General features: G+C 42.3%; 16 protein-coding genes. All 16 read right to left on the reverse strand.

What is annotated here, in order from left to right; all coding sequences use genetic code 11:
• Positions 1-216: hypothetical protein (locus tag CYP84_RS04270; RefSeq protein WP_141089195.1), on the reverse strand; the 216-nt coding region annotated here is incomplete at its 3' end.
• Between the two features lie 263 nt (positions 217-479).
• A complete protein-coding gene (locus CYP84_RS04275; RefSeq protein WP_103636792.1) occupies positions 480-2,849 on the reverse strand; it encodes a tetratricopeptide repeat protein in 2,370 nt (789 codons plus the stop codon).
• Positions 2,850-2,871: 22 nt separating this feature from the next.
• The gene (gene nuoN / locus CYP84_RS04280; protein ID WP_012001127.1) at positions 2,872-4,362 is read right to left on the reverse strand and encodes an NADH-quinone oxidoreductase subunit NuoN; all 1,491 of its coding nucleotides are present in this window, start codon (positions 4,360-4,362) and stop codon (positions 2,872-2,874) included.
• Positions 4,359-5,870, reverse strand: coding sequence for an NADH-quinone oxidoreductase subunit M (locus tag CYP84_RS04285; protein WP_103636785.1), 1,512 nt, complete (start codon positions 5,868-5,870; stop codon positions 4,359-4,361). The genes nuoN and CYP84_RS04285 overlap by 4 nt, the downstream gene beginning before the upstream one ends.
• Positions 5,870-7,708, reverse strand: coding sequence for an NADH-quinone oxidoreductase subunit L (gene nuoL, locus CYP84_RS04290; RefSeq protein ID WP_103636786.1), 1,839 nt, complete (start codon positions 7,706-7,708; stop codon positions 5,870-5,872). Before nuoL ends, CYP84_RS04285 begins: the two co-directional genes overlap by 1 nt.
• A 3-nt stretch (positions 7,709-7,711) precedes the next feature.
• Entirely contained in the window at positions 7,712-8,014 is a 303-nt protein-coding gene (gene nuoK, locus CYP84_RS04295) for an NADH-quinone oxidoreductase subunit NuoK (protein WP_004317991.1), read from the reverse strand.
• Entirely contained in the window at positions 8,011-8,550 is a 540-nt protein-coding gene (locus CYP84_RS04300) for an NADH-quinone oxidoreductase subunit J (RefSeq protein WP_103636787.1), read from the reverse strand. Before CYP84_RS04300 ends, nuoK begins: the two co-directional genes overlap by 4 nt.
• On the reverse strand, positions 8,543-9,181 hold the full coding sequence (gene nuoI / locus CYP84_RS04305; protein ID WP_021083889.1) for an NADH-quinone oxidoreductase subunit NuoI: 639 nt from the start codon (positions 9,179-9,181) through the stop codon (positions 8,543-8,545). The genes CYP84_RS04300 and nuoI overlap by 8 nt, the downstream gene beginning before the upstream one ends.
• Before the next feature lie 8 nt (positions 9,182-9,189).
• Entirely contained in the window at positions 9,190-10,185 is a 996-nt protein-coding gene (nuoH, locus tag CYP84_RS04310; protein WP_004318044.1) for an NADH-quinone oxidoreductase subunit NuoH, read from the reverse strand.
• On the reverse strand, positions 10,178-12,478 hold the full coding sequence (locus CYP84_RS04315; RefSeq protein ID WP_103636788.1) for an NADH-quinone oxidoreductase subunit G: 2,301 nt from the start codon (positions 12,476-12,478) through the stop codon (positions 10,178-10,180). Before CYP84_RS04315 ends, nuoH begins: the two co-directional genes overlap by 8 nt.
• Positions 12,475-13,185 carry a hypothetical protein gene (locus tag CYP84_RS04320; protein WP_103636789.1) on the reverse strand — a complete coding sequence of 237 codons (711 nt, stop codon included), beginning with the start codon at positions 13,183-13,185 and terminating at the stop codon, positions 12,475-12,477. The genes CYP84_RS04315 and CYP84_RS04320 overlap by 4 nt, the downstream gene beginning before the upstream one ends.
• On the reverse strand, positions 13,182-13,412 hold the full coding sequence (locus CYP84_RS04325; RefSeq protein ID WP_004317978.1) for an NADH-ubiquinone oxidoreductase subunit E family protein: 231 nt from the start codon (positions 13,410-13,412) through the stop codon (positions 13,182-13,184). Before CYP84_RS04325 ends, CYP84_RS04320 begins: the two co-directional genes overlap by 4 nt.
• Positions 13,409-14,638, reverse strand: a complete 1,230-nt coding sequence (gene nuoD, locus CYP84_RS04330) for an NADH dehydrogenase (quinone) subunit D (RefSeq protein ID WP_103636790.1) — start codon at positions 14,636-14,638, stop codon at positions 13,409-13,411. Before nuoD ends, CYP84_RS04325 begins: the two co-directional genes overlap by 4 nt.
• Positions 14,635-15,399, reverse strand: coding sequence for an NADH-quinone oxidoreductase subunit C (locus CYP84_RS04335; RefSeq protein ID WP_103636791.1), 765 nt, complete (start codon positions 15,397-15,399; stop codon positions 14,635-14,637). The genes nuoD and CYP84_RS04335 overlap by 4 nt, the downstream gene beginning before the upstream one ends.
• Positions 15,396-15,908, reverse strand: coding sequence for a NuoB/complex I 20 kDa subunit family protein (locus CYP84_RS04340; protein ID WP_021083979.1), 513 nt, complete (start codon positions 15,906-15,908; stop codon positions 15,396-15,398). The genes CYP84_RS04335 and CYP84_RS04340 overlap by 4 nt, the downstream gene beginning before the upstream one ends.
• The coding region (locus tag CYP84_RS04345) for an NAD(P)H-quinone oxidoreductase subunit 3 (protein WP_103575491.1) at positions 15,890-16,256 on the reverse strand (367 nt) is incomplete at its 5' end. The genes CYP84_RS04345 and CYP84_RS04340, both read right to left, overlap by 19 nt.

Here is a 16,256-nt window from a genome sequence, read left to right on the forward strand (position 1 = left end):
CACATAGGCAAATAATGCGATTGCACCAAAAAAGCAATAAACAGATTTCCCCAAATAATTAGATTCATCTTTTATCTTTTGAGCAATTCTTTTTAATTCTCCAAAATCAAAAAAATGTTTTAAATAGTTTCCTTTTAGATAAACTGAGTTCAAAAGTATAACACCTGCTATCAATAAAAGAAACCAAAATTTTGTTAACCATGTCAGTGTTATCATCCCTATCCTTTCATGACCATAAATTTAAAAAAACGTTCATACTACATATCCTTTTTTCATACCGCCACTTAGGCTATCGTTTCTAAATTCTCGCTACTTTTCGTTGCGCCGCTATCCATAATCTTCTCCTAAAAAAATATTCTTAAAATCGTACTTACGATCATAACAAATTGCAGGAATAACAATTTTTGCTAAAAGAAAAATAAAATATTTTTAAGCTCTAGATATTCTTTTTCAAGATCATTTAAACTTAGCACTAAATTTTACTTTATCATCTCAAGTTTGGCTTTGCAGGCATCTTTGTAAGCACTTGTGAAATTTGAGCCAACGCACTCGTTTAGATATGGTTTAGCTAGCTTATACTGCTTTTGTCTGATATAAATTTCACTTGCCAAATTTAGAGCATGCAGGCGGTCCTCTGGCTCAAGCTTCATATTTAGTATAAATTTCGCCTCATCAAGCGCCTCGTCAAGATTATCTGTCTTTAGCGAAGCCTCCGAATAGTCAAAATTTAGCTTTGGCGAAAAGGTATTTATCTTGGCCCTAGTTTGCAACTCAAGCGCCTTTTTAGCGTAGGTTGCAGCGATAGCATAGTCGTTGCTTTTCATCGCATAGTCACTTATAGCTGCGTATGCCTCGATGATCTTAAAGTCCTGTCCTCTTAGCTGCTCGATCGCACTGATCGTTGAGACCGCCTCGGTAAAGCGCTTTAGCGCAAGCAACGAGTAAAATCTATCAAAAAGTGATGGCGTAGGATCCGAGTACTCGACCGCTGAGCCAAGCGAGAGCGCGTCATTTGCCGCAGTGATCGCATGCTCGTAGTCTTTATTTTTATATAAAATTTTGCTCAAATTTACCAGCCACTCGACTCTATCTTCTAAATTTTCATCCTTTACGTGCGCCTTTGCAAGCTCTAGCGCCTCATTGTAGCGTGCCGTTCTAAAGTAACAGTTAAATAGCTTAAACTGTGGCAAAGAGACCTTGCTTACATCGTAGTTTTCGAGTAAATTTACAACCGCTGTGCAGTCATCTTTGATGAAAAACTCTTTTGTTAGCTCAAGCGCAGCCTCATTTACTAGCTCCATCGCCCGGCTTAAATTTTCATCTTTTGCGAGGTTGTTATAAGCCAGCGCATCGGCAAATTTACGCTCTTTTAGATCAAGCTCAAGCTCGCTGATTAGCGCCTTTTGGCTGATATTTGTGCCGGCATATTTTTCGATGAGATCTTTATATCTTGCGTGAAGTGCAGTGGCATTTTTGTCGTCCTCTTCAAAAAATAGCCCATCCTTTGCCTTAGCGACCTCATCGATATAATCGCCATATTTAAACTCTTTTTCGTATCTATTTAGATACTCATACGCTCTTTTTTCATCTTTGGTTTTGGCTAAATTTAGCCCTAAATTTTTTAATGCTGCCTCGTAAAAATCCTTTGTCCTGTCGCTATTATTTACCAAAATTTCATAAATTTTAGCAGCCACGTCTGGCATATCTTTGCTGGCAAATGTATAGGCTAAATTCATCGATTTTGTCGGATCGTTCATGAAAAATTTTTCATTTGCATTTGCGATCTTTAGTACAAATTTCTTCGCCTCATCAAATTTCTCTTTATCGATATTCGCGTCTGCTAGGCTTAGTGCAGCTCTACTTGCAAGGTCGATGTCGTTTGTAGAGTAAAGCACCTTTTCATAGTCGCTTAGCGCCTCTTTTTGCCTGCCTATTTTATATAGGTAGTCAGCATAATCAAGCGTGGCAAGCTTTGTAAATTTAGACTCTGCGTGCTCTTCACTTAGTATGTCAAGCATATATTTTGCATCACTTGCGATGCTGTCTTTAAGGTAAGCTCTGGCGATGAGATATAGCACCTCTGGGTAGTTTTCATCAGAAGGGAATTTTCTTATCCAAGCTCTGCCCTCGCTTACGATATCTTTTGGCTCAAGCCCCTCAAACTCGCTCTTTGTCTCAAAAATTTTATCAAGCGCTCTTAGTCTAAAAAGTAAAAACTCACTTGAGAAAAGACTGGCTGGATGCCTTTTTATCGCTGTTTGCGTATCTTTTACCACGCTTTCATAAGCGCCCTTTTCGTAAGCTCTTTTTATATTTATGTAGATGTCTATATCGTTGCTATCAAGCCCAGCGATAGGCGCTTTGTTAAGATCGAGCGCTCCGATGCTTGGACTTAGCATATCTCTAAAATCAGGCGAAAAATTTAGCCCAGATACTCTTTTGTTGTTTTCACTTAGCGAAGTGTCGATGATGATGCTAAAGTGCTTTGAAATGGTTGTCTTTGGCGTGTCTTGCACGCTTGGACTGCTGTAAAGCTCAGTTTGAACATTTAGAAGTTTTGAGGGTGCTTTTGGCATGATGACGATGAAGAGTTTGCCATCTTGCTTTTTATATTTTATGTCCATTAAAGGCAGTGTCGTATCTTCGATCTTTGGCAAGATCCCATCATCGAGCATACAAACGTAGCGCTTCGTATCATAGGCTAAAATTTGCTCCACACATTCAAATTCTTTCTCGTCGCTTAGCTGAAGGACGCTATAAGGCTTATTTGCGTTTGCGCCGCTGTTTAGGCTAAGGCTAAAGGCGGATAGATAAAGCGGTAAAAATAAGATGGTTAAGAGCTTTTTCATGCCGCCATTATAGTTAAATTTTCTAAAATCCTGAAGCAAAGACAAAATGCTCGATAAATTCCAAAATCGCTCCAGAAAATAAAAAGGCAAAGACCGTGCCAGCAACGGCAACTCCAACGATCACTTTTAGCGCCATCGAGACGTTTGAGATGTAGATATTTTTATCTTTTACGATAGGCTCTTTTAAAAACATAAAGACGATGAGCTTTAGGTAGTAATAAATAGCGATCGCAGAGTTTATCATGATGATGAGGCTAAGCACGACGTAATCAGACTTTATGAGCGATGAGATAAGCACCATCTTGCCCCAAAATACGCTAAAAGGCGGTATGCCAGCAAGGGCGATCATAAAAATTCCCATTATCACAGCGTAACTTGGCAAAATTTTAATAAGCCCTGAAAATTTCTCATACGGATGTTTAAAGCGCTTGTCCCAGCAGACGACGTCGTCGCACCTTGCGACCCAGAGCATAGAAAATGCGCCCAAATTTGCAAACAAAAACATGATCCAGTAGAAAAACAAGGCGACATTTGCCTCGTGAGAATTTGCCACAAGCGCGCAAAGTACGACACCAGCGTGAGCTATCGAGCTAAAAGCTAGCATCCTTTTTACGTCTTTTTGCACTAGCGCCATGATGTTTGCAAGGCTCATCGTAAGCACGGCGATGATGTAGAGCATATCTTTTATCCATGAAATTCCAGAGCCCTCAAGCATCGCAAAAATTCTTAACGCGACGATAAAGCCTGCCACCTTTGGCACTATCGACATATAGCCAGCTAGCGGGGCATTTGAGCCCTCATAAACGTCTGGTATCCATGTGTGAAATGGTATGAGTGAGAGCTTAAAGCCAATGGCTGAAGCGATGAAAACGCAGCCAAGCAAGATGATTAAATTTTGATTTAGGCTAAGATCTTTTATGGCAACGCCTATACGAGCGATGTCTATTGAGTTTGTTGCTAGATAAAACATCGCTATCGCCATCGCAAAAAAGCCAGCTGAGAGCGAGCCCATCGCGAAGTATTTGATGGCAGCCTCGACGCTTTTTGCTTTGTTGTGAAGGGCGATGAGGGTGTAGAGGCAAAGCGAGCTGATCTCAAGGCCTAAAAAGATGATGAGTAGGTTGTTTGAGCTCACCATAAACAAAAATCCAGCGATCATAAACAAAAATAGCGCGTAGTACTCGTAAATTTTATACTCAAAATACTCTTTTGTGCTAAGTGCCAGTGGGATGAAAAGGGCTGAGGCGATTAAGATAATGATCTGCGAGATGATAGAAATTCCATCGACTAAGAGCATATCCCAAAAGCTTAGGCTAAGCCCGTTAAAATCAAGCGTAATGCCTAAATTTACAAATATAGCGATGATACAAAATACGCAGTAGAAATTCCTCGAAAGATCCTTTTTTATCGCTCCAACTATGAGGATAAAAAGTGCAAAAACCATCATGCTTAGCATCGGCGAGAGTGATTGTAGCGAGATCTCGTTTAGGTCTAAAAAGGCTATTTCGTTCATAGTTTGCTCCCGCCATTTAAAGATGAAATTTTATCCTTTGTGCCGTTATTTACAGCTCTAGCTTGCATTTTGCTTATGATATTTTGCACGCTTGGCTCAAGTGGTTTTAGTATCAAATTTGGTGCGATACCAAGAATGATTATAAGCAAACAAAGTGGCACAAGAGCGGCTAACTCTTTAAAATTTAGATCTTTTAGGCTTAAATTTTTCTCTTTGCACTCACCAAAAAAGACCCTTTTATAAAGTACGAGCATATAAACAGCGCCCACGATGATGCTAAAGCCACCAAGTAGCGCAAAGAGCTTGTTTAGCTTAAAGACGCCAAGAAGGCTCAAAAACTCGCCCACAAAGCCGATAGTTAGCGGCAGGCCGATGCTTGCAAGAGTTGCTATAAAAAATATAAGTGCATACTTTGGCATCACCTTAGCAAGGCCGCCAAATTCGCAAATTTCTTTGGTGTGAGCTCTCTCGTAGATGACGCCAACTAGCAAGAACAAAGCGCCACTTACGATACCGTGGCTTATCATTAAAAATATTGAGCCGCCAAGGCCTATTATATTTAGTGAAAAAATGCCTAGCATGATGACGCCCATGTGCGAAATGGAGCTATAAGCGATCACTTGCTTCATGTCGCTTTGCGCGTAGGCAACTAGGGCTGCGTAGATGATCATGATGATGGCTATGACGCAGACAAAGCCGCTTAAAAGCAGGCTCGCGTCTGGAAAAAGTGGTAGTGAAAATCTCACAAAGCCGTAAGTACCCATCTTTAAAAGCACGCTAGCAAGTAGCACTGAGCCGATAGTCGGAGCCTGTCCGTGTGCATAAGGTAGCCACGTGTGAAATGGAAACAGCGGAGTTTTCACGCCAAAAGCAAAGAAAAATGCTAAAAATAGCCAAATTTGAGCATTTTGCCCGATGCCAAGCTTATACCAATCAAGCAGGTTAAAGCTAAATACGCCGCTTTTTTGATAGCACAGATATCCAATAAAGATGATCGCCACTAGCATAAAGACAGAGCCTAAAAATGTGTAGATGAAAAATTTAATCGCAGCGTAAATTCTATTTTTACTGCCAAATGCGCCGATGATGTAAAGCAGCGGTATAAGGCTAAGCTCCCAAAAGCTGTAAAATAAGATCATATCAAGCGCGCTAAAGACGCCCATCATCGTGCTCTCTAAAAATAGCACGCTAATAACAAGATGCTTTAAATTTCCATCATCGCTAAGTGCAGCGATAGAGATAAAGCTCATAAATGCGCTAAGGACTATAAGCACAAGCGAAATGGTGTCGATGCCCACAAAATAACTGATATTTAGGCTTGGTATGAGCGAGACTTGATGCGTTAAAACAAAGTCAGAACCCTGAAAATCGACATTTACGCAGATAAAAATGGCTAGCAAAAGCTCGATTAAAGCGATGCTTGCTCCATAAAATTTGATGCTTTTATTTTCTATCAAAAAGCCAAGTATTGCGCTTATTGCTGGGAAAAATATGATGACACTTAGCATTATTTGGCTCCGTTTAATAAAAATATAAAGCTTAAAAGCAAGGCAAATCCTGCGACCATAAATCTAAGCATGACGCTTAGATCGCCACTTTGCATTTTGTTTGCAAGATACGCAAATTTAGTAACCAAAAGTGCGACAAAATCAACACTTCGATCAACTATCATCTCATCAAATTTCTTGCAAATTTTAGAGATAAAAGCGTAGCCATTTATAAAAAATTTCTCATAAAATTTTGGAATAAAGTAGGCATTTTGCAAAATTTTGTAAATTTTACTCTCGCAAATGCTCTCTTTAAAAATTTCTTTTTTATAAGCAAACACAGCAAAGCCAGCACTTGCAAGCACTAAAGTAAGTGTTAAAACGAGTAAGAAAATTTCACTACTGTGAGATAAATTTAGCTTAAAATCCCCAAGGCTATTACTTAAAAACTCACTAAAGTTGCTCCAAAAAAAGCCACTAATGACCGAGAGAACGCCGAGCACACTCATGCTAACAAGCATGTAGTTTTTGGCTTCATGTGCGTGAGTGTCGCTCTTTGGCTTTGCAAAAAAGACTAGCATGACAAGCCTAAAGCTATAAAATGCTGTAAGCACCGCGCCAAAGAGTAAGACGGCCCACAAAATTTGGTTCTCACTAAAGGCAACTTCTAAAATTTTATCTTTTGAAAAAAAGCCAGCAAATGGATAAAAACCAGCCAGTGCGCAGCTTGCAATGATAGAAAGAAGTGCGGTTGGCTTCATAAATTTATAAAGTCCGCCCATTTTTTTGATATTTAGCTCGTCATTCATCGCGTGCATAACGTTGCCAGCGCACAAAAAGAGAAGTGACTTGAAAAATGCGTGCGTGACAAGGTGAAAAAGTGCGATCTTGTAAGCGCCTAGACCAGCGGCTACAAACATATACCCAAGCTGTGAAAGCGTCGAGTATGCGACTATCTTTTTAAGGTCGTTATGCACTAGCGCGATGCTAGCGGCAAATATCGCTACAAATGCACCAAGGCAGGCGATAAAGTGCGATACTTCAGGCACATTTGCAAAGATGAAATTTGCGCGTATGACTAGATAGACGCCAGCTGTTACCATGGTCGCGGCGTGTATGAGCGCAGAAACCGGCGTTGGCCCCTCCATGGCGTTTGCAAGCCAAGTGTGAAATGGAAACTGCGCGCTTTTACCCATGGCGCCTATAAAAAGAAGTGTGGCGATGATGCCTAAATTTAGCCCAGAAAGATCGCTTCTGGCGCTAAAAACCTCGCTAAATTTAAGCGAGCCAAAGCTATAAAATATATAAAAGATGCCAACAAGCATCGCAAGGTCAGCCACTCTGTTCATCACGAAAGCCTCGTTTGCAGCGATGTTTGCGCTAGGCCTTTTATACCAAAAGCCAATGAGCAGCCAAGAGCAAAGTCCAACGCCCTCCCAACCGATAAAGAGCCCTATGAAGTTATCGCTTGAGACAAGGACATTCATGCAAAAGACAAAGAGCCCAAGGTAGCTAAAAAAGCGGTTAAAACTCGCGTCATCTCTCATGTAGCCAATGGAGTAGATATGCACTATGCTAGCGACCACGCCCACGGTGCTAAGCATCACAAGGCTAATCGCGTCAAGATAGAAGCTAAAGCTAAGATCAAGCGAGCCTAAGCTTATAAACTCTTTTAGGGTTAAATTTAGTGGTTCATCTACGCTAAGACTAGCCGTTAGCATGAGTGAAGCTGTGGCGCTAACGATCATGAGAAGCGAGCAAAAAAGACCAATAAATAAATTCTTACTGCTATGCGAAAAGATACCAGCTATGATGAAGCTAAGAAGCGGGAAAAATAGCGAAATACAAAATAAAATCATCTCTTAGCCTTTCATATTTGTCATCGAATCTAAACTGATGCTGCCAGTCTTTTTATACCAAAGCACGAGCAGACCTAGTCCCACAGCGACCTCGCTAGCAGCGATGGCTACTATAAAAAATGCGATGATCTGCCCAGTTAGGTCAAAGTAGTATTTTGAGATGGCTGCAAGCGCGATGTTTGCTGAGTTTAGTAAAATTTCACTTGAGAAAAATAGCATTATCAAATTTCTTCTTCTCATTATGCCAACTAGCCCTATGACAAAGACCAGACTTGCTAGGATGAGGTAGTGAGTAAGTCCTATCATAGCATCTCCTCAAGGCTGCTTTGCGCATTCATGTCTTTATGTATCAAGATGATGCCAGCCACCATCGCTACAAGCAGCATGATGGCGCACATTTCAAAGGCTAGCAGATACTTGCTAAAGAGCAAAATTCCAACCGCTTCGATGTTGCCAAGGCTAGCGAGGGTAGAATTTACCACCTCTTGCTTAGCGCTATAGATCGGCGCTAAAAAGATAAATATCAAAAGAAGCGCTATGAAGCTACTTAGAAGATAGATGATGATCTTTGCTTTTTTATTACCGCTTTTTGGCTCGCACTCCTTGCTGGTGTCAAAAAACATCATCGCAAATGCGTATAAAACGACCACGGCGCCTGTATAGACTATGATCTGCACCACGCCTAAAAACTCAGCCCCCAAAAGGAAAAATATAGCCGAGATAAAAACCATGCCAGCAGCTAGCGCAGAGACTGCGTTTAGGGCGTTCTTGCAAAGCACGCTAAAAGAAAAACTAACTAATATAAGGGCGCTAAAAAGATAAAATGCAAAGCTCTCATACATCGCTTGACCCTTTTAAATTTATATCCATCACTTCTGCCTTATCTTCATTTGTAAGCGCATTTGGCGTCTTTTTCACTAGGCTACTAGCATTTTTAGGTAGAGCGCCATAGCCCTCAAACTCGGCTTGATCTTTTAAAAATTTATCATCTGTTAAAAACTCATTTTTTGTGCCAAAGAGGATTTTGTTTTCACTTGCGACCTCGTACTCTTGCCCGCAGACGATAGCAAGCTCAGGGCAGACATCAGCGCAAAATCCGCAATATACGCACCTGCTTAAATTTATCGTGTAGCTTGCGACCTTTTTGCGGCCATCTTCGCCAAGAGAAGTCTTCATTGAGATGCAGTTGCTAACGCAAATTTTCTCGCATAGCCCACAGCCTATGCAGCGCTCATTTTCGCTTTCAACAAATTTTAAAAGCCTATGAATCCCCCTATATCTGGCGTTTAGCTCCATCTTTTGCATAGGGTATTTTAGAGTGTGCGACTTGCTAAAGAGCATCTGCTTTAGCGTGATCTTTAGCCCCACCAAAAGATCAAGCTTAAAAGTAGCGGCGATGAAGTGCTTAAATTTATCAAATGCCCCTTTTGGCTCTATCTTTTCGTCTATCAAAATATATCTTTTCTCGCTCATTTTACGCCTTAGATAAGTAGTGCAAAGCCGGTTATTACGACATTTAAGATGCCAAGCGGAAGTAAAATTTTCCAGCAAAGCATGCTAAGCTGATCGACCCTTAGATGCGGCCACGACGCCCTCGTCCAAAGGAAAAAGAAAAAGACTAGGCTTGATTTTAAAATGATCATCAAAGCACCCGGGATAAATAAAAACTCATTAAAACCGCCCAAAAATAAAAGCGTGATGATGATACTTGCTGCGATCATGTTGGTGTATTCGCCGATAAAAAACATCGCCCATCTCATGCCACTATACTCGGTGCCATAGCCTGCCACGATCTCGGTCTCGTTTTCTGTTAGGCAAAATGGCGTTCTGTTGCACTCCACAAAGCTTGCCATCACGAAAAGCACGAAGGCTAGAGGCTGCTTGAAGATGAGCCAGTTAAAGATGCCTTTTTGGTAGTTGTTTATATCAACTAGCGAGAGCGAGCTAGTCACCATGACAACGCTTAAAAGTGCCATGCCAGCGACCACCTCGAAGCTAAGAAGTGCCACGACTGCACGAGCGGCGCTGATTAGTGCAAATTTATTGTAGCTTGCAAGACCTGCTGCAAGTGGCGAAAAAACGCAAACTGCTGCCACGCCAGCGATATACAAAACGCCCACATTTATATCTGCAAGTATCGGTCTAATCGTATGCCCAAAAACCTCAAACTCAGGCAAAAATGGCACCGGTGCAAGCGCTGCAAATGCCGCGATAGCAGAGATGAGAGGGGCTATTAGAAAGATAAATTTATTTGCATTTGCAGGCACGATATCCTCTTTTGTAAAGAGCTTTATCATGTCAGCCACGATCTGCAGCACGCCAGCTGGCCCCACCATATCAGGTCCCACGCGGCGCTGCATGTAGGCTAGCACCTTTCTTTCGGCGTAGGTTGCAAGCCCTGCAAGGCTAGCCATGACGGCCAAAATGACGACTGCTTTAACAATGGTTGTTATCACAAAAAATAGCATTTCACTCATTCTCTGCCTTTATTATTTTTACGCTAGCAAAACTCTTGCCCTCAAAAATGGCGCTTACATCAAGCTTATCATCGTAGTCGCCAAGATAGGCCGCCACGCCTCCAAGCTCGCTATCAAGCTCCACGCAAATGGCAAGCTTTTGCCCATTTTTTTCTAAAATGACTGCTTCGTTTTGTGAAATTTCAAATTTGGCCATAAACTCGCTACTTGCGTAAAGTTTCGCGCGCTTTGCAGTCTGGCTAGCATAGTTTGCAAAAAACGATGGCAAATTTATAGGATTTGCAAGGCTTATTAGTGCTTCGTCCTCTTTTAAATTTAGCTCATTTTTTGCTTTAAAAAGTGGCTCTATGTCCTCTTTTGGCGTGAAATTTGAAATTTCAAGCTTGTAGCCTCTGTGACTTGTGCCATCATTTGCGTAAAAGTTTTCTAAATCATCAAATTTAACGCCCTTATAGCCCTTCTCTTTTGGCAAAAATGGCGTGTAGTCTATTGTATTTTTAGCCGATAGCCCAAGTGCATTTGCGATGTCGTTTAAGAAGTAGCCATTATGAGCCAAAGCCGCATTTGTCGGCACTACTTCGTTGTTTATGCTTGTAAATGTGCCCTCTTGCTGATTTAGCGCACCAGCGTCAAGATCGCCCTCAAAAATGCTAAATTTAAACTCGCCCATTTCATTGTATCCTAGCGTCTTGCCAGGCTTTTTCTCGTGTGAAAGCGTACAAATTTTAGCCACGCCAAGCGAATTCGTGCGAGGTGGTATCAGCATCACAACAAAAGACGTAGTTCTTGCGATCACTCCAGCAAGGGCTGCAAGTAAATTTGCATTTTCATGAGCGTAAAAGTCGCTACCCAAAATGAGCGTAAATTTAGTCTTGCCCTCGCTAAGAGTTGCCACTTCTAAGCCAAAGTTCTCTTCAAAATTTTCAAGTCTAGCCTGAAGTGCTGCTGGTAAATTTTCGCCCCAGTTTTTAAGCACAAAGAGTAAAATTTGCTCCAATTTGCCAGCCTCATAGCTCACACATGCAAAATTCTTTGAAAATTTCTTCACCACCTCATCAGTGATGTGATGAAAGTAAATTCCACTAGCTTTATTCATCTTAAGGGCGTTATTTAGCTTATAGCTAGTTACTGGGCTCTCATGGCGCAAGAAGCTGCCAGTAGAGATGATAAAGTCGCTATTTTTTAGGCTCTCATAGTCTGCATTATATGAGCTAAGACCGCTAAATTCGCTAAAAATATTTAAGAAATTTTGAAATTTAAAAGCCTCATCGTTTAATAAATTTAGATCAAATTTCTCTCTCAAGAGCTCTAAAATAAGCGCCTCTTCGTTTGTTATGAAGCTATTAAATTTTATATTTTTTATGTTGCCGTTTTTAAAATTTGAGATGAGCTCATTAAATTTCACCTCATTTTTGCGGGCATTTTCGTTGTGAAAGTCGTAGCCAAACCTTGCCGCACCGCTTATCTCGCCAAAGTGAAAGTCGTTGCTAACGCGGTAAATTTGCTTGCTTCTATCGCTAGTGCTTTTCTCTTTTACGTCATAAAAAATGAGCTCGCAGTCGCTTTGGTGCGGATTTGCCGCTGGGACACGGCTTAGCTCCCAGATGTTTGAGCTATACTGGAAATTTGAACTAACAAGCGCGCCAACAGGGCAGACGCTAATGCACTCGCCACAAAATGAGCAGTCCAAGCTTTCGCCAACGCTTGGGGCAATTAAGCTCTTTTGCATCTTGCTAAAGACGGCGTAGGCATCTTTTGGCATGCTCTCTTTTAGCTCTTTTGGCACCTCAACGCCCCTTGGCGCCGTTTTTAATGCGCTCTCGCCGATCTTATCTTTGCAAACCGTCACGCACCTCTCGCAGACCACGCAAAGGGCTGGGTCGTAGTTTATGAGCCCCCATTTTTTGTGCGGTTTGTGTGTGTCAGTAATGGCAAAGCTTTGCTCTTTTACACGCAGATGCGTCGTTAAATTTTGCAATTCGCACTCGCCACTTTTGTCGCAAACACCGCATTGAAGGGGGTGATTGACGCAGTAGGTCTGCATGATCGCATTTCGCTCAGCAGCGATCTCTGGCGTATTTGTGTAAATTTGCATATCCTCTTTGGCTTTGGCGTTGCAGCTATAGACCACTTTGCCGTTTGCTTCGACCATGCAAAGCCTGCAAGCAAGCGTTGGCGAACAGCCGCTAAGGTAGCAAAGCGCAGGGATGTAGATGCCATTTGCCCTTGCGATGTTTAGGATACTCTCGCCCTCGTTTGCCTCTAAAATTTGATCGTTTATGGTGATTTTCATTTGCTAACTACTACTTGTTTAAATGCATATCCATCAAAATTTTTTGCGCCAAGCAGGGCAACCGTGCCTTTTAGCGTTGGATCAAGTCTAAATTTAGCGCTCACACTAAAGTCTTTTGCCTTTAAATTTAAAATTTCGCCATCCTTTGCCTTTGCCACGATGCCAAACTGCACGCCGCCCACGATCTCGTCGCTTGCGTTTTTGTTTAGATAGACGACCGCTCCGTCAAAATTGTCAAGCTCTCTTAGCTCGCCAACTTCGCCACCTGCTGTAAATTCTCTCACTTCGCTGCCTGCTAAGACGACATTTTTACCTAAAATTTCAAGTAGCCAAAAGATCGCCTCTTTGTCTGGATGAGTAAAGAGTGAGTCATCTATGATCACGTTTTTAACGTCCTTTATCCACTCACCAAGCTCCTCAAACTCCTCCTCGCCCACGTTGCACTCGCCACTTATGAGCCCATCATCAAGCTCGTCAAAAAACTCATTTTGCACCAAATTTGCATACTTACAAAGAAGCGCTAAGACATAGCTTATCGATCCTATCTCGCAGCGGATCAAATTTTCGCCGCCAAGCTCGTTATCTTCAAAGCATGAGATGTATTTAAACTCGTGCTCTTTTATCTTTTTTGCTAAATTTTTGTCGCTCAAACTTAGTAAATTTGCGATACTTAGGCTCTTGCCTGCTATTAGATCATTAAATTTCATATTTTGCCCTTTTTTATCGTTAATGCCCAATCAACTTGGTTAAATTTAAGCGAGTTCATCACCTCGCAGTTTAGGTTATAAGCCAAATTTACGGCCTTTGTGACACCGCTGTAATCTCCTATCTCAAACAAAAATATCACCACTTCGTCTGGCTCGCTCGCCTTTATCTGCTGTCCAAGAGCGCTCAAAAACTCTCCCTTTAGATGCCTAAGATCGACCCTTCTCATCTATCAACCTCGCCTAAGATGATATTTGTGCTGCCTATTATCGCGGCCACATCTGCCACATACTGCCCAACTAGCATATCTTCGTAAATAGCGCAGTGCCAAAAGCTTGGAGTGCGAATTTTTAGGCGATACGGGCTTGCGCTGCCGTCTGAGTTTATATAAATTCCAAGCTCACCCTTTGGCGACTCGCTAGCAAAGTAAATTTCGCCCTTTGGTGGCTTTAGCCCCTGAGTTATCAGCACAAAATGCTGCATTAGTGAGTAGTTTTGGCTCATTATCTGCTCTTTTGAAGCGCTCACATACTCTGGCGCGTCGGCGATGATGGCGGGGCTACTTGTCTGATACTTGCTAACGCACTGCTTTAAAATTTTCACGCACTCGCGCATCTCTTTCATATAAAGCAGATATCTCGCGTAGCAGTCGCCCTTGGTGGCGTAAGGCACGTCAAATTCTAGCTCGTCGTAGATGAGATATGGCTCTTCTTTTCTGATGTCGCGCGCGATGCCACTTGCTCTTAGCATGACGCCAGAGCAGCCGCTACTAAGGGCTAGCTCTTTGCTAACTACGCCCACATCCACAAGCCTTGCTTGCCAAATTCTATTTTCACTTAGTAGATCTTCGTAAAGTGTGATGTCGCTTGGAAATTTCTCGCAAAATTTAAGTAGCTCCTCGCACCAGCCATCAGGCAGATCAAGCGGCACGCCACCGATCCTTATGGAGCTATGCGTTAGCCTTGCGCCGCAGTATTTTTCTATGAGATCAAGGACATATTCGCGCTCTCTAAATGCGTATAAAAAGACGCTCATAGCCCCCACGTCAAGGGCGTGCGTGGCTAAAAATAAAAGGTGCGAGCTGATGCGGTTTAGCTCTAAAAGCATCACTCTAATGATCTGCGCACGGCGAGGCACTTCTATGGCGCAAAGCCTCTCCACGGCCGCGCAAAATGCGTAGTTATTGGCACTTGAGGCGATGTAATCCACCCTGTCAGTCACTGGGATAAATTCTTGATAGGTCATATTTTCAGCCATCTTTTCAACGCCTCGGTGCATGAAGCCAACCTCTGGCATAGCGCGCACGACCTTTTCTCCGTCAAGCTCAAGCACAAGCTTTAGCTGGCCATGTGCGCTTGGGTGCTGCGGGCCAAAATTTAGTATCATCTTGCCGTCATTTTGCTCAAATTCTAAATTTTCAAAAAATGGTTTTAAGCGGTTTGGTGCCTGGCTCAAGGTCGTTCCTTTACTATCTGGCTTTGGTTAAATTTAGCCTTTTTGACAAATCTCACGCCGCCTTCTTCTTGATACTCGTAGTCTTCATTTTCGTCAAACACTCTTGAAAAGCCAAAGGTATCTTTCTCGTTCACAAAGGCTGGGTCGCGGTTCTCTTCGCCGATCTGCTCTCTAAATTCACATCCAAAAATTTTATCCACCTCGTACCATTTAGCAGCCTCGTCGCCAACTAGCGGATAGCTTTTTAGTAGGGGGTGCGAGTGCCAGTCATCAGGCATGATGAGGCGCTTTAAATTTGGATGATCTTTGATAAGAACGCCACTTAGATCATACATCTCACGCTCAGCCCAGTTTGCGCTTTTATAAAGCTCGCAAACGCTTTTTAGCATTTCGTCCTTTTTAACAAAGCACTTTACGCGTGTGCGCCTATTTTTGCTAACACTTAAAAGCTGATAAAAGACCTCGTATCCACCTTTTTGCGCTATATAATCAACCGCAGCAAGCTCACAAAGCTGCTCGTAGCCAAAGCCTTTTAACACTTCAAGCGCTTTAAAATTTTCACTTGAATTTACGTAGAGAACAAGTTGGTCAAACTCCACGTAGCTAGATAAAATTTGCACTCCGCTTTGCTCTAAAATAGCGAGCTCTTCATCAAATTTAGAGCCACTTGCCACTTCTTTTGGCGTCTGCTTGGCGATATAAAATTTCTCGCTGTAGTACTGCTTTTTTTGCAGGTCGTTTTTTGGCTTATACTCTCTCATATATCTAGCTTTCTTGGCTTTTGCGCCCTAAATGCACTTTGTTTTCTTATCTTTTTTTGAAGCATCATAAGTGCGTACTGAAGCGTCTCTGGGCGCGGGGCACAGCCTGGGATGTAGATATCAACAGGGATTATGCGGTCTACGCCTTGAACGGTTGAGTAGGTGTTAAACATACCGCCAGTGTTTGCGCAGCTACCCATCGAGATGACCCACTTTGGCTCAGGCATCTGGTCGTAAAGCCGCCTTGTAAATTCAGCGTGCTTTTTAGTTAGCGTGCCAGCTATGATCATCACCTCTGAGTGCCTTGGGCTAGCCCTAAAAATGGTGCCAAATCTATCAAAGTCATATCTGCTCGCCCCACTTGCCATCATCTCGATCGCACAGCATGCAAGCCCGTAGCTAAGCGCCCAAAGCGAGTTGCTCCTGCCCCACTGCACGAGCTTATCAACGGTTGTTAAAACCACTGGCAGACCGCCATTTGCAGCATAGTTTATCTGATGCTTTGCCATTTAAAGACTCCTTTTTGCCAAGCGTAGGCAAAGCCAATGAGTAAGATCGCCACAAAAAGCAGCATTTCTATTAGCCCAAATAGCCCAAGCAGCCTAAAATCCACCGCCCACGGATACATAAAAATGACCTCAACGTCAAATAAAATAAATAAAATTCCATAAAAAAAGTAGTGGATATTTATCTTATTTGGTTGTTTTACAGTTGTCGGTCCGCACTCGTAAAAGCCAACTTTTAAGCGCTCAGTGTTGCGGTTGGCTAGCTTTTTGCTTATCTTTGAAGATAAAAATGTTATCAAGCTAAACGAACAAGTAGCTAACAAAAGTATGATAAAAGCGCCAAGATAGGTG

Source organism: Campylobacter concisus (genome assembly GCF_002912425.1).
Lineage (GTDB): Bacteria > Campylobacterota > Campylobacteria > Campylobacterales > Campylobacteraceae > Campylobacter_A > Campylobacter_A concisus_AH.

What these genes read in the sequence shown, in the direction of transcription:
- CYP84_RS04300 (WP_103636787.1), bottom strand. Translation starts at nt 8,550, where the DNA reads ATGTATGAGAGCTTTGCATTTTATCTTTTTAGCGCCCTTATATTAGTT.
- nuoN (WP_012001127.1), bottom strand. Translation starts at nt 4,362, where the DNA reads ATGAACGAAATAGCCTTTTTAGACCTAAACGAGATCTCGCTACAATCA.
- CYP84_RS04275 (WP_103636792.1), bottom strand. Translation starts at nt 2,849, where the DNA reads ATGAAAAAGCTCTTAACCATCTTATTTTTACCGCTTTATCTATCCGCC.
- nuoL (WP_103636786.1), bottom strand. Translation starts at nt 7,708, where the DNA reads ATGATTTTATTTTGTATTTCGCTATTTTTCCCGCTTCTTAGCTTCATC.
- nuoK (WP_004317991.1), bottom strand. Translation starts at nt 8,014, where the DNA reads ATGATAGGACTTACTCACTACCTCATCCTAGCAAGTCTGGTCTTTGTC.
- nuoI (WP_021083889.1), bottom strand. Translation starts at nt 9,181, where the DNA reads ATGAGCGAGAAAAGATATATTTTGATAGACGAAAAGATAGAGCCAAAA.
- CYP84_RS04320 (WP_103636789.1), bottom strand. Translation starts at nt 13,185, where the DNA reads ATGAAATTTAATGATCTAATAGCAGGCAAGAGCCTAAGTATCGCAAAT.
- CYP84_RS04315 (WP_103636788.1), bottom strand. Translation starts at nt 12,478, where the DNA reads ATGAAAATCACCATAAACGATCAAATTTTAGAGGCAAACGAGGGCGAG.
- nuoH (WP_004318044.1), bottom strand. Translation starts at nt 10,185, where the DNA reads ATGAGTGAAATGCTATTTTTTGTGATAACAACCATTGTTAAAGCAGTC.
- CYP84_RS04340 (WP_021083979.1), bottom strand. Translation starts at nt 15,908, where the DNA reads ATGGCAAAGCATCAGATAAACTATGCTGCAAATGGCGGTCTGCCAGTG.
- CYP84_RS04325 (WP_004317978.1), bottom strand. Translation starts at nt 13,412, where the DNA reads ATGAGAAGGGTCGATCTTAGGCATCTAAAGGGAGAGTTTTTGAGCGCT.
- CYP84_RS04285 (WP_103636785.1), bottom strand. Translation starts at nt 5,870, where the DNA reads ATGCTAAGTGTCATCATATTTTTCCCAGCAATAAGCGCAATACTTGGC.
- CYP84_RS04335 (WP_103636791.1), bottom strand. Translation starts at nt 15,399, where the DNA reads ATGAGAGAGTATAAGCCAAAAAACGACCTGCAAAAAAAGCAGTACTAC.